This window comes from Pigmentiphaga litoralis, assembly GCF_048632615.1.
Classification (GTDB): Bacteria; Pseudomonadota; Gammaproteobacteria; order Burkholderiales; family Burkholderiaceae_B; genus Pigmentiphaga; species Pigmentiphaga litoralis_B.
In genome coordinates this window covers 3,716,087-3,729,209 of sequence record NZ_CP184479.1, presented here as the reverse complement: position 1 = coordinate 3,729,209, position 13,123 = coordinate 3,716,087, and the positions used below count along the sequence as shown (strand labels likewise).

Annotated in this window: 12 protein-coding genes; 7 read left to right on the top strand and 5 right to left on the bottom strand. The window is 64.7% G+C overall.

From position 1 onward, the window contains the following. Positions 1-71: 71 nt before the first annotated feature. Complete coding sequence (locus ACNANG_RS17065) at positions 72-908, bottom strand: fumarylacetoacetate hydrolase family protein (protein WP_420223987.1); 837 nt, start codon at positions 906-908, stop codon at positions 72-74. An 88-nt stretch (positions 909-996) separates the two neighbouring features. Next, positions 997-1,839: a bifunctional hydroxymethylpyrimidine kinase/phosphomethylpyrimidine kinase gene (gene thiD / locus ACNANG_RS17060; RefSeq protein WP_420223986.1), complete on the bottom strand. Its 843-nt coding sequence runs from the start codon at positions 1,837-1,839 to the stop codon at positions 997-999. Between the two features lie 222 nt (positions 1,840-2,061). On the opposite strand from thiD, the gene ACNANG_RS17055 reads away from it, so the two are divergent. The 7 genes from ACNANG_RS17055 to ACNANG_RS17025 all read left to right on the top strand — a co-directional run bounded on the left by ACNANG_RS17055 (position 2,062) and on the right by ACNANG_RS17025 (position 8,808). Further along, the gene (locus tag ACNANG_RS17055) at positions 2,062-3,036 is read left to right on the top strand and encodes a Bug family tripartite tricarboxylate transporter substrate binding protein (RefSeq protein WP_420223985.1); all 975 of its coding nucleotides are present in this window, start codon (positions 2,062-2,064) and stop codon (positions 3,034-3,036) included. Positions 3,037-3,053: 17 nt separating this feature from the next. Then, entirely contained in the window at positions 3,054-3,353 is a 300-nt protein-coding gene (locus ACNANG_RS17050) for an antibiotic biosynthesis monooxygenase family protein (protein WP_420223984.1), read from the top strand. A gap of 197 nt (positions 3,354-3,550) precedes the next feature. Beyond that, positions 3,551-4,231 (top strand): protein-L-isoaspartate O-methyltransferase family protein, encoded by a 681-nt coding sequence (locus ACNANG_RS17045; RefSeq protein WP_179584825.1) that lies wholly within the window; start codon positions 3,551-3,553, stop codon positions 4,229-4,231. A 12-nt stretch (positions 4,232-4,243) separates the two neighbouring features. After that, entirely contained in the window at positions 4,244-5,554 is a 1,311-nt protein-coding gene (locus tag ACNANG_RS17040; protein WP_420223983.1) for a TolC family outer membrane protein, read from the top strand. 68 nt (positions 5,555-5,622) lie between these two features. Next, positions 5,623-6,567 carry a hypothetical protein gene (locus ACNANG_RS17035; protein WP_420223982.1) on the top strand — a complete coding sequence of 315 codons (945 nt, stop codon included), beginning with the start codon at positions 5,623-5,625 and terminating at the stop codon, positions 6,565-6,567. An 83-nt stretch (positions 6,568-6,650) separates the two neighbouring features. Further along, the gene (locus ACNANG_RS17030; RefSeq protein ID WP_420223981.1) at positions 6,651-7,553 is read left to right on the top strand and encodes a glycosyl transferase; all 903 of its coding nucleotides are present in this window, start codon (positions 6,651-6,653) and stop codon (positions 7,551-7,553) included. A 163-nt stretch (positions 7,554-7,716) separates the two neighbouring features. Beyond that, positions 7,717-8,808 (top strand): glycosyltransferase family 9 protein, encoded by a 1,092-nt coding sequence (locus tag ACNANG_RS17025; RefSeq protein WP_420223980.1) that lies wholly within the window; start codon positions 7,717-7,719, stop codon positions 8,806-8,808. Positions 8,809-8,823: 15 nt separating this feature from the next. Here the strand turns inward: ACNANG_RS17025 and ACNANG_RS17020 are convergent, their stop codons facing one another. The 3 genes from ACNANG_RS17020 to ACNANG_RS17010 form a co-directional block, all read right to left on the bottom strand. Beyond that, entirely contained in the window at positions 8,824-10,146 is a 1,323-nt protein-coding gene (locus tag ACNANG_RS17020; RefSeq protein WP_420223979.1) for a 3-deoxy-D-manno-octulosonic acid transferase, read from the bottom strand. Further along, positions 10,146-11,120, bottom strand: a complete 975-nt coding sequence (gene waaC, locus ACNANG_RS17015; protein WP_420227572.1) for a lipopolysaccharide heptosyltransferase I — start codon at positions 11,118-11,120, stop codon at positions 10,146-10,148. Before waaC ends, ACNANG_RS17020 begins: the two co-directional genes overlap by 1 nt. A gap of 176 nt (positions 11,121-11,296) precedes the next feature. After that, positions 11,297-12,760 carry a capsule assembly Wzi family protein gene (locus ACNANG_RS17010; RefSeq protein ID WP_420223978.1) on the bottom strand — a complete coding sequence of 488 codons (1,464 nt, stop codon included), beginning with the start codon at positions 12,758-12,760 and terminating at the stop codon, positions 11,297-11,299. Between the last annotated feature and the right edge of the window lie 363 nt (positions 12,761-13,123).

Genomic DNA, 13,123 nt, shown 5'->3' with positions numbered 1-13,123 from the left:
AAAACAATGGCCGCCAGTTCAACCTGGCGGCCATTGTCGTTCTGGCTGCAGACCCGATCAGTCGACTTCCATTAAAACGCTGCATCCACGATAGCGTTGCGCAGCGTTCCGATCTGCTCGATCTCGATTTCGCACACATCCCCCGCCTGCATGAAAATCGGCGGGGTGCGTGCGAAGCCGACACCCGCCGGCGTGCCTGTAATGATCACATCGCCGGGTTCCAGCGTCATCACTTCCGACAGGATCTCGAAGATCTTGGCCACGCTGAAAATCATGTTGGACGTGTTCCCGTCCTGCAGCACCTGGCCGTTCAGGCGTGTCACCACGCGCAGGCCCGCGGCGCCCTCGGGCAATTCATCCGGCGTCACCAGGTCCGGACCAAAGCCGCCCGTCTGGTCGAAATTCTTGCCCATGGTCCATTGGCCCGACTTCATCTGATAGTCGCGCAGCGACCCGTCGTTGAAGCAGGCATAACCCGCCACATAATTCAGCGCGTCCTGCTCGCTGATGGCATGCACGCTGCGGCCGATCACGATCGCCAGCTCGGCTTCGTAGTCGAAGCGGTCCGAGCACACCGGGCGCAGCAGCGGGTGGTTGTGGCCGGTCAATGACGACGGGCCACGCATGAACACGGCCGGGTAGTCGGGCACCGCGTGGCCGCTCTCCTTCGCATGGTCGACATAGTTCAAGCCGATGCACAGGATCTTGCCGGGCCGCGGCACGGGGGGCAGCAGGTCCAGCTCTTCAAAGACATGCACGGCCCCGGTCGACGGGCGCCGCCCTTCCATGAGCGCGCTCAACAAATCGCCGACCGAAGCAATGGACGGATCGTTGATCTCGTCAACTTGATCGCCCTGTCGAAGACCGAACCTGATTTCGTTGCCTTGACGGAAACAGACGCTGCGCATGGTTTCTCCTGAAGTTTTTGTGGGGTGGCGAGTGGTGTGGATCACGCGGACGCAAGCCGGACAAGCGCCAGCCCGCGTCTATAAAGGGTCAGCGTTCGGCGGGCTTCCACATGGCATGGAAGTGATGCACCGGTCCGTGCCCCTCCCCCACGTGCAGGATGTCGGCCTGGCGGATCGCTTCGGTCAGGTAGGCCTTGGCGCGGCGGGCGGCGTCGGGTACATCGTTCGTCTGCGGCAGCAAGGCCGCGAGCGCCGCCGACAGCGTGCAGCCCGTACCGTGCGTGTTCTTCGTTTCGATGCGGGGCGACGCCATCTCGATCATCTGGTCGCCGTCATGCAGCAGGTCGATGGCCATGTTGCCGGGCAGGTGGCCACCCTTCAGGAAGACCCAGCGGTGTCCGTTGTGATTCATCGCCTCCCGCAGGCGCTCGGCCACGCGGCGCATTTCCTTGACCGTCTCGACGGGGCGTTGGTCCAGCAGCACGCCGGCTTCGGGCAAGTTGGGCGTCAGCATGGTCACGCCAGGAATCAGCGCTTCGCGCATGGCGCCAATGGCCGATTTTTCCAGCAAGGCATCGCCGCTCTTGGCGATCATGACCGGGTCCAGCACGATGTGCGCAGGATTCCAGTGACGCAGGCGGTCGGCCACGGTCTCGATCACATTGCTGCGGCCAAGCATGCCGATCTTGACCGCGTCGATCTTCACGTCGGCAAACAGCGTGTCGATCTGCTGCGCCACGAAGGCCGGCTCGATCGGCAACACTCCCGTCACGCCTGTCGTGCTCTGCGCCGTCAAGGCGGCGATGACCCCGCAGGCGTAGGCGCCCAGCGCGCTCATGGCCTTGACGTCGGCCAGCACGCCGGCGCCGCCGGACGGGTCGACGCCTGCAATGGTCAGGGTCTTGGGGATGACACGATCGGTCGATGACATGAGGTCCTGCCTGCCGCGCGAGCCGCGGCCAAGGAAAAAAGGGGGAACGATGGAACCAGGATGGGGATGGCGCAAGGCCGGCGACCCGATCCGCATTGTACAAAGCCCGCGGGTCTAGGGGCATTCCCTAGCCCGGCAGGCACCGGTTTGGGGCGGCCCCGCTTCCAACCATGCGTACCATGCTCCGGTGCGGCGCTCTGCCGTGCACGGACAGGAGTACCCATGCGTTGCTGGACCCCGCTGATGACGGGTTTGCTGTTGGCTTGCGCCGCCTTGAGCGCACGTGCCGAGCCGGATTACCCGAACCGGCCGATCCGTATGGTCGTGCCCCTTGCGGTGGCCAGTTCCGTCGATAACGCCGCCCGCATCATGGCGCAAAAGATGTCGACCAATATGGGACAGGCGATCATCATCGAAAACCTGCCCGGCGCGGCGGGTGTCATTGGCGCTGAACGTGTCGCCAAGTCGCCTCCCGATGGCTACACCATCGGCGCCTTCCACGACGGCCTCATGACCATGGTGCCCCACCTTCAGGCGTCCCTGAACTGGGACATCATGAAGGACTTCGAACCCATATCCCTGGTGGCGACGATCGAATGGGGCCTGGTCACGGCGCCCAACGCGCCTTTCGACACCGCGGCCGATTTCATCAAGGTCGCGAAGGCCAACCCCAAGCGCATCTACTACGGCACCGGCGGGATCGGCAGTCCGCAGCATGTGGCCATGGCGCTGTTCGCGGCCGACGCCCACATCCAGATCGAACACGTGACCTACAAGGGCGCCACGCAGGCCGCCCTGGGCGTGGCCGGCGGCGACGTGCAGGTCGGCTTCCAGGGCATTGCCACCGTCGCGCCGATGATCCGTTCCGGCAAGCTCAAGCTGCTGGGTGTTGCCACGCCGGGCCGCATGGCGCAGTACCCCGACACCCCCACCATTTCGGAATCGGGCCTGCGCGGCTTCGAGTTCAGTTCGTGGTTCGCGATGATGGTGCCGGCCGGCACGCCCGCCGACATCCGCGCGCGCCTGCATGCCGAGATCATCAAAGCCTTGCAGGATCCCGAGGTGCGCGGCAAGCTCGAAGCCCTTGGCCTGAAACCCGGCGGCTCGACGCCCGACTACCTGGCCCGCGCCACGCGCGCCCAGTACGCGGCCTACGGCAAGATGATGCACGACGCCGGCATCAAGCCCGAACATTGACGCTTCCAGGAATTCCCATGGTCTACGAAATCGCCCAGATCGACATCCGTCCCGGCACCCACGCCGACTTCGAAGCAGGCGTGCAGCGCTGCGCCCCGCTGTTCCAGCGCGCCAAGGGCTGCCAGGGCATGCAGCTGCAGCGGTCCGTGGAACATCCTGACCACTACTTTCTGGTGGTGACGTGGGACACGGTTGACGACCACATGGTGCACTTTCGCGAGTCTGCCGACTTCCAGACCTGGCGTGCCGAAGTCGGCCCCTACTTCGCGAGCCCGCCGCGGGTCCAGCACACGACGGTGGCGCTGACCGGGTTCTGACCCCGCCGGTGGCGCGCACGCAACGTCAGGCGCGCCGGTTTCTGCAGCCGGACATTCCCGTCACATAGATGACCACTTCGCCATCGATTTTTGGTAAGGTGCCGCAGGCGCTCGGCGGGACCGTGGGCAGCGAGTAAAATGCCGCGGGGTTTACCCTGAATTGCGTCCGCTTCAACTTCTGAAAAGTTACTACAGCCATGACCGTTGCTACCCTTCCGGACGTCGAGCACGCCCGTTTCAACATGGTGGAACAGCAGATCCGCCCTTGGGATGTTCTTGACCAGGGAGTGCTGGCCCTGCTCTCCACCGTCAAACGCGAAGAATTCGTTCCGCCTGCCCTGCGCTCGCTCGCCTTCGTCGACACCGAAATCCCGTTGCGCCTCGAATCGGGCGACACCGGCGAATTCATGCTGCCGCCCAAGATCGAAGCCCGCCTGCTGCAGGAATTGAACCTGAAGCCGACCGACAGCGTGCTGGAAATCGGCACCGGCTCGGGCTACCAGGCGGCGCTGATCGCCCATCTGGCCCACAGTGTCACCACCGTCGAAATCCAGCCGCGCCTGGCCGATTTCGCCAAGGCCAACCTTAAACGCGCCGGCATCACCAACGTCACCGTCGAAGTCGGCGACGGCAGCAATGGTTGGGGTTCCACCGAATACGACGCGATCCTGGTCACTGGATCGCTCCATGACGTGCCCGACGGCCTGAAGTACCAGTTGCGCGTCGGTGGCCGCCTGGTGCTGATCGTCGGCCAGGCGCCTGCCATGACCGCGCGCATCATCACCCGTACCACGGCCGCGAGTTTCGAGACCGTCTCGCTGTTCGAAACGGTCGTGAAGCCCCTGCGCGCCGCCCCCGTATCCAAGTTCAAGTTCTGAACGGAGCTGTTCATGCGCGCGATGTCGCGAGCTGTATCGCTGGGCGCGGTCATCTACGCCTGCGTGTTTGCCCCTGCTGCATCGGCCATCGACCTGCTCCAGGCCTACCAGGCCGCGCTGGCCAACGACGCTACCTTCGCGTCGGTCCGGTCGGCGTACCTGGCCGGCCTGGAAAAGCTGCCCCAGGCGCGTGCCGGCCTCTTCCCTGCCATCAATGGCACGGGTAACCGCACCGAAACCAGCACGACCCGCATCCCGAACACCCGGCTGTCCAATACCACCTACGCGGTGCAACTGGTCCAGCCGCTGTTCCGCTGGGCGTCCTGGCAGAACTACGAACAATCCAAACTGCTGGTCGAGATCAGCGAGATCCAGCTCGAACTGGGCCGGCAGGACCTGATCGTCCGGCTTGCGCAGGCGTACTTCAACGTACTGGCCGCGCAAGACAACCTGACTTTCATCGGCGCCCAGAAAGCCGCGATTGCCGAACAGCTCGAATCCGCCAAGCGCAATTTCGAGATCGGCACCGCCACCATTACCGACACCTACGAAGCGCAGGCGCGCTACGACCTGGCCGAAGCGCAAGGCATCCAGGCCGAAGCCGACCTGGAAGTGCGCATCAGCGCCCTGCAGCAGATCGTGGGGGACCGCACCGGTCAGCTCGCCCAACTGCCGCCCGGCGTGCAGATTCCGGGGCCCATTCCGGCCCGCATGAACGACTGGGTCGAACGCAGCCGCAGCAACAACTGGGCGGTGATCCAGGCCGGCATCAACACCGAGGTGGCCGATCGCGCCATTGAAATCGCCCGTGCGGGCCACTATCCCACGGTGGACCTGGTGGGCACCGTGCAGCGCGCCGAAGGCCTGGTCGGCAACGTCGTGATCGACAACCCCTACACCACGCGGTCGGTGGGCGTGCAGGTCCAGGTGCCGCTGTTTGCCGGCTTTGGCGTGCAATCCCGGGTGGCCGAGGCGGTGGCATTGCTGGAACGCTCTCGCAACGACCTGGAAGTCCAGCGCCGCGTTGCCGTGCAGAACGCCCGCGTGGCCTTCCAGGGCGTCAATTCCGGCCTGGCGCAGATCCGTGCACTGGAAGCCGCGCAAACCTCCAGCCGCAGTTCGCTCGAAGCCAACAAGACCGGCTACGAAGTGGGCGTGCGGATCAACATCGACGTGCTGAACGCGCAGCAACAGCTGTATTCGACCGAACGCGACCTGGCCGCCGCCCGCTACAACGCTTTGCTGTCCGGACTGCAGTTGAAAGCCGCGGCCGGTGTGCTGACGGGTGACGACGTCGAGTCCGTGAATCGGCTGCTGCGGTAGCACGCAGCCACGGCGCGCCGCCGTAACGCGCCATTGCCGCCGCCCTGCCGCACACTGCCCCCACCCCCATGTCGTCACACCGCTTCTCGAACAGCCTGCTCAAGCTGCTCTACCGGCACACCCACTCGCGCCTGAACCGGCACAACGAGCGCTTGTGGCCCCATGTGCGCGTCGGCCGCAACGCAGCGGGTGAAATCGACAGCTTTTCCTATCGCGGCCGCGACTTCCCGTTGATGAATCACGTGCTCACGCGCGGTGGCCGCGGCGGCACGGGCCACATCATCGCCAGCGGCCCCTCGGTCAAGGACATCGACTACGCACAGCTTGCACTGACAGACGTCATGGGCGTGAACGGCGCCATCGCCCTGACCGACACCCACCCCATCACGTTCGACACCTACTGCTTCAACGACACGGGCTTCGTACGCGCGCGACCACACCTGGTTCGCCGCATTGTCACGCAAGACCTGCTGTTGTTCACGACGCCGCTGTCCTTGTGGCATGTGCTGCAGCAGATGCCGGCAGACGACATTCGCTGCCGCATTTTCCTGATCGAGAACCCGCAATACCGCGCCAGGCTGCCCCTGCGCAGCGTCCAGGCTGTCATGGCCGACGCCCCCGCAGGCGCCTTGACCCTGTTCAACGAAGAACGTGTTCTGGGGTTTGCGCACGACATCCGCCAAGGGCTGTTCGATGCCGGCACCGTGGCCTACAGCGCCCTGCAGATCATGGCGTGGCTCGGGCATACCGAGATCGTGCTGCACGGCGTTGACCTGCGGGACGCAGCCAAGGTGCCGCGCTTCTACGAAACGTCGGCTGACACCCTGCCCACCACGCTGGACCAATACCTGCCGCATCACATCCTGCCTGCCTTCACGGCGGCAGCCGATCTGCTGGCGAATGACGGCGTGCGTGTCGTCAACCTGTCGCCCCACAGCGCGTTGGTGGCCGATCGCATCGAAAAGCGCGACTGGCGTATGCTTGTCGGAAACACGCCTGCGGGAAATACGTAGCCCGCTGGCAGGACCGCGCGCGGCATCGTTGCAGCCACCCCAGCCGCAGCATGGCAGGCGCTCTCAGCAGGGACGACAGCAGGATGAACCACCGCACTTCCCAGGACCGCATCCGCATCTTCGTAGGGTGCGACCCCAACGACTGCGATCTTGAACAGATGATGGTGCTGGAATACAGCATCAAGAAGCACGCCTCGATGCCTGTCGACATCGAATGGATGCGCCTGTCCAAAGATCCATCCAGCCTCTGGTATTCCGACCCGGAACAGCACAAGGGCTGGCGCACCGACACCTGGGCGACGCCTTTCTCGGGCTTTCGCTGGGCCGTGCCCGCTGCCTGCAACTACCAGGGCCGCGCCATCTACATGGACGCCGACATGCTGGTGTTGTGCGACATGGCCGAACTGTGGCGCATGCCCTTCGAGCCCGGCAAGGTCCTGAGCGGTAAGGGCCGCAAAACGTCCTGGCGCTTTTGTGTGTCGGTATGGGACAACGCCGCAGCCAGGGCGCACCTGCCCGACCTCGATGATCTTCGCACCGATGCCGGCGCGCACCAGCGCCTGATGCGCCACTTCCAGGACCACGCCGAACTGATCCAGCCCATGCATTCCGACTACAACAATGTGGACGGCGAAAAGAAGCCCATCGATGCGATCCGCATCCTGCATTACTCGGACATGGGCACGCAGTTTTCCCACAGCTATGCCCTGCCCCGCCTGGCCGCGCAAGGGCAGGAACACTGGTTCGACGGCGCCATCCTTCCCCACCCCCGCAGCGACCTGAAAGCCCTGTTCGATCAGTACTACGACGAGGCGCTGCGCGCGGGCTATAACCTCGCGTTATACAGGGCCGATGAACCCTTCGGCCGCATGATCAAGGCATCACAGCGCAGCTACCAAGGCAACAAGCGGACGCGCAAGCCATCCTTTTGGGCGAGGCTGGGGTTCGGGCGTAAAACAACAGGTGCGTCCGCCGACGCCTCCTGACGCGTCAGTTTGCGCGCTCATCGGTCACAACCGTGTCGGCGTGTTACCACAGTCAGGGAACTGTGCTGTAACGCGTGATATATATATTGAAGAGAGGGCTCACTTCCGGGCTGCTCAGCGCGGCCCCTGGCGTACGTGGCCTCGCGCACGCGAGGGACGCCCCATGTCATACATCATCGAGAAAGGACGACGCGTTGCGTTCGTCATGTCGGCACGACTTGGCGACACGCTGATCGCCATGGTCATCGTGCGCAATCTCGTTGCCCACGGCGTCCAGGTTACTGTCTTCAGCAATCATTTGAGCGTGCTCAAGGATTGGTTTCCGCGTTTCGACATCCAGCCCGCGCTGCAGGCCCCTACCCTGCGCGACAGCCTGGATGGCTACGACACCGTCATTCACGCTTATGCCGCCGATGTCGTCGGTGACGTCCGCAACTGGCATCCGCGTGCATGGGTTATGGATGAGTGGCCGGTATATCGGCAGATCAAGCCCATGCTGGATATCCAGCTGGACGTTTGCCAGAAGATGTTCGGGCTGACCGAACTGTCGCGCCTTAACGGCATTCAGCTTCCGGCGACGGTGGACACCCGCGTGGCACGCCGCCGCGCCGTGATCCACCCGACCGCAAGCGCCCTGCACAAGCAATGGCTGCCCCAGCGCTTTTTGCGCCTGGCGCGGCAACTGGAAGCCCAAGGCTACGAGCCCTGTTTCGTGGTTGCGCCAACCGAACGCCCGGGTTGGCAGTGGGTCGAGTCCTGCGGCTATCGGCTGGTGTCGCACGCGTCGCTGGCCGACCTGGCCGCGTGGCTGGTGTCGGCCGGTATCTTCGTTGGCAACGATTCGGGTATTGCGCACCTGGCGTCCAATGTTGGCGTACCCGTCGTGTCGCTGGCGATGCGGCCGCGTATTGCGCGGCGCTGGGCGCCAGGCTGGTCGCCCAGCGTGACCCTGACGCCCATTCCGCTGATGCCTGGCCGGATGTTGCGTGAGGCGTTCTGGAAGCATTTGCTGCCGGTATCGCGTGTCGCTACCGCGGTCGAACGCCTACGCAAGCATGTGGCGAGCACGCCTCGCGCATTCGGTCCGGCGCAGGAACTGAGTCATGGCTATGCGCGCATGCTGGGCCGCCAGTGGACGAACCTGCTCGCTTTGCGGCCACGAATGGCGGCGTCGACGACAGCGCCCATCCTGCCACCGCAACCCTGCGGCACGAGCGCCAACGTGGTCCAGCGCAGCACTACGGTCGGCAGTTGAAGCGCGGCCCCACTCCTACATCAACCAACCCGAAATCTCGAGCATGACCCGGCGCGTCGCCCCCGTATGCGTGGCGCTGAAGCGCGCGGCCGCTTCCCGCATGCGCATGCGGTCTTCTGGTTGCTCGAGCAGCTGCAACGCCAGCCGCCACGCGTCCGCGGCATCGCTGGCCCGCAGGGCCGCCCCGGCTTCGATCGCGTTGTCGGAAGCCTGCGCGAAGTTGAAGGTGTGCGGGCCCACGATCACGGGCACGCCACAGGCGCTCGCTTCGATCAGGTTCTGCCCGCCCAACGGCGCAAAGCTGCCGGCAACGATCGTGACGTCGGCCGCCGCGTAATAGAACGGCATTTCGCCCAGGCTGTCGCCTAACAGGACCTGCACGTCGCTGCTCACATCGCGCGGCGCGGGCAAGCCTTCGATCGCCGACCGCCGCTTCATGCGCAGGCCAGTCCCGGCCACCATGGCGGCCACTTCGTTGAAGCGTTGCGGATGCCGTGGGATCAAGACCACCAATGGCTCGACGCCGTCCCGCGTGCGGGGCATGGCGGCGATGGCTTTCAGGAAGTCTCCCTCCTCGCCTTCGCGGGTACTGGCGATGGCGATGACCGGACGCGCCAGCCCGGGATTCCAGGCCAGGCCGGCATCCAGCTGATCCGGCGGCAGACGCAGGTCGAACTTCAGGTTGCCCACCACCTTGGGCGATCGGGCGCCCAGCTGTACCAGGCGGTCCGCATCTTCTTGCGTCTGCGCCAGCACGCGGTCCAGGCTGCCGAAGGTCTGCGTGGCCAGACTGGCCAGACGCAGGTTCTTGCGCAGCGACGCTTCCGACATGCGCGCGCTGACCAGTGCCATCGGCACGGCGTAGTGTTTGCCGGCACGGATCAGGTTCGGCCAGACCTCGGTCTCGATCAGCAACCCGCAGCGCGGCGTGAAATAGCGGAAGAAGCGGCGTACCGCGCCGGGCAGATCGTAGGGCAGCCAGACCTGCCGCAGGCGGCCCTGCGCGATCGCCGTGGCAAACAGGCGAGAGGCCTCGGTGCGTCCGGTGGCGGTCATGTTGGTCAGCAGTACCGGCAGGCCGCGTTCCAGCAAGGCGTCGATCAGCGGTTGCGCCGCGCGCGTCTCGCCCAGGCTGACCGCGTGCACCCACACCGGGGCCGCACGAAAGTCGTCATTTGCCGGCTTGGGCATGGCCTTGCGGTAGAAACCAAAGCGTTCAGCCGGAAATACGCCATATAGCGGCTCGCGCTTGGCGCGCCGCCAGATCTTCACCCAGATGAAGGGAGTCAGCAGCCGCCACAAGGTCGAGTAGACGGCTCGCCATAGTGCAGCAGCCATCACGCGTCAGGCTCCGTGTCGTCGTTGATCGCAACAACAGGCCGTGGGTGCGTGGCTTCGGCGGGCAAGGCACGGCCGACCGCGGCCAGGACCTCTTCGCGTGTGGGCGGCGTGCCGGGGCCACCCAGGCAGGCAATGAAGCCGGATCCGGTCACTGGCGCCAGGGCCGGGTCGTAGTCGCAGTAGATGCCGATGGTTGGCCGGCCCAGGCCACCGGCAAGGTGGGTCAGGCCGCTGTCCAGGCCCACAAATACGGACGCGCCGGCCAGTACCTCGGCCGCTTCCCGCAAGCCCATGCGTGGCAAGGCACGGGCGCGCGGGACCGCGTCGGCCAGGCGCTGCGCGCGTTCCATCTCCGTTTCATTGCCGGCAAACAGATACGGCGCGTAGCCCGCCACTTCCAGGCGCAGCAGCACAGCCTTCCAGTATTCCTCGGGCCACAGTTTGGTTTCGCGGCTGGCAGACGGCATGATCGCGGCGTAGCGCGGGGGCATGCCGGGCCGGCGTCCGACCTTCAAACCGAATTCGGGTGGGCCTTCCAGCGCATAGCCCAAAGACTGCGCCGCCAGCAGACGCATGCGCGTGACGGCGGATTGCTGGAACACCACGCGGTGACGATAACGATAGAACAGCGCCGCCAGGGGTTCGCGGGCCGACCGGAAGTCACAGCCATGCAGCGGGCCATTCACATGCCGGGCCAGCAGGGCCGACTTGACCAGGCCCTGCAGGTCGATCACACAGTCATACCGATGCATGCCGACACGATGCCAGAAGGCCGCGCGCTCTTCCCGCGTTTCCGCCGCAAACCAGTTCTTGCGCCAGCGCCGCAGCGCCACCGGGATCACGTCGGACACCTGCGGATGCAGCGCGGGTAAGGCCGTGAACGACTCTTCGGCCACCCAGTCAATGACTGCGCCCGGAAAATGGCGAGCGATATCCGACACGGCGGGCAGCGCGTGCACGATGTCGCCCATGGAAGACGTTTTGACGAGAAGGATGCGAGGCACGGGAAAAGCCGGCAAAAGCACAAAAGCGGAAAGCCGGATTGTAGCCGCTATGCTCTCGTGACTGCGCCCGGGGACTGACGACAGTCCGCTGCGCCCCGATCAAATCTGCGGGAAACCGCGCCTTATCTGACGCGATCGCCCACTCAACGCGCTGGCAACGTCGAGCCGCCGCCCAACGGGATGTTCATCGACAGCATCAGGCTGAATGCGTCGTTGGCATTGCCGTGCACGCTGCGAAGTACGGTCACGCCAGCCTTGAACGTAGCGGGTTTCAACATCCAGCTGTAGGCGAATTCGCCACCGTAGAACTTGTCGGACCGGTCGAACGCCTGGTTGATGGGCAGACTGGAACGGTTGACTTGCGCATGCAGGATCTTGGCGCTGTAGCGCGAGAAGTAGCGGTAGTCGTCCGGCACGATCGTGACGCCGCCCGACAGCAATTGGCCGTCGCCACCAATGGAATGACCGATCGGCAGCTGGTCGTGATACAGGCCATTGGTATAGCTGCCGTGGTTATAGGCATAGCCGCGCAGGCCGTCCTGCAAGCCGAACAGCCGCCGCGCGGTGGTGTCGGCCGCTTCGGCATACCACTGCATGCGGGTCGTGCCGACCATGTGTTTGAACTGCGCGCCGATCTGGCCCAGATAGCGCGATGGCAGGCCGCCCGCCTCGTCTTCGCCCGTCAGTTGCGTGTAGATCGTCAGGGGGTTGCCTGCCAGCGAGAACGTATAGCGTGCATCGATGCCTGACAATTCATTGCTGGGGTCGGTGCCGATCTGGTTGGGATCGTCGATGTTGGAGTCGCCCGTGACGGCATCCCACACCGCCCCCAGCCCATTCGGACGGCCCTTGCCGCCGAACTGGATGAAACGCGACAGCCCGATTTCCAGTCCGCGCACCGGGCGGGCGAACGCACGCATGTTCAGCACCTTGGCCTGCGGCACGGCGGTGTTGTGCTGCATCTGGCCCACGAACAAGTCGTAGCCCCAAGGGCCGATCCACGACAGCCATTGGCTTTCGAACGCCGTCTGGGCGCCGCGTTGCAGGCCGATGCCTGGAATGGCCGTCGCCGCGTTACCCCAGTTCAGGCTGCCGTCCTGCCCCGGACCCCAGAAGTGCGCCAGCTGGCCGACATACAGCACCTGGCCCAGGGCTGCCGCGGCCGCATAACTGCCTTCCAGGTTGACGTTGGATTGACGGTTGGTGATCGTGTCCGCCAGCCCGTTCACCTGCACCTTGCCTGCGAACCCGTCCGTGCTGGCCTGGCCATACGCCCCCACCCCTGCGCGAGCCCGTGTCGTCGCATCGAAGCCCAATTGCGGGACACGGTCGGTATTCAGGCCGGCCGTCACGCCCACGAAGGATCGCCGTTGCTGGGCCACATACGCTTCCACCGCAGCCATTGCATGCTGGTCACCGCGCGACAGGTTCGCCACACGCCGTGACGCCAATGCGGATTCGAGCGCCGACAGGGGCATGGGCCACGTCGACGTCGTCAGATCGATGATCCCGCGATCGATCAGCCATTGAATGTCGTCCCGCAGGGACTGATTGCCGGCCTCGACCATGACGGCGGTTTGCGCCAACGCAAGCGCAGGAATAGCCATCGCCCCAATCGCCGAACACATGGCGAGCGGCAGGAGCAAAGCTTGCTTGAGGGGTTGTCGTGCCGGCCGGGCCAAGCGGTTGAGCGGGGACGAGAGTTGTTTGAACATGAACGGAGCGCTTCTTCGACGTCGGCCTGGGCCATGGACGCGAGAAACTAGCACCATTTGAGACCCAAGCTGGTGGTATTAGACCGTTTGGCTTAGAAAAAGAATGCAACCGATTGCTGCAGGGATGGGATAACAACACCGAGCACAGCGCGACGCGGCGCCGGTTATGGCTCAAGGATAAGAGCGTCGATGGCAAGTCGAATTGTTGCAATTTTGTATGGTGAACTACGACGAACACCTAATGTCCTAATAACG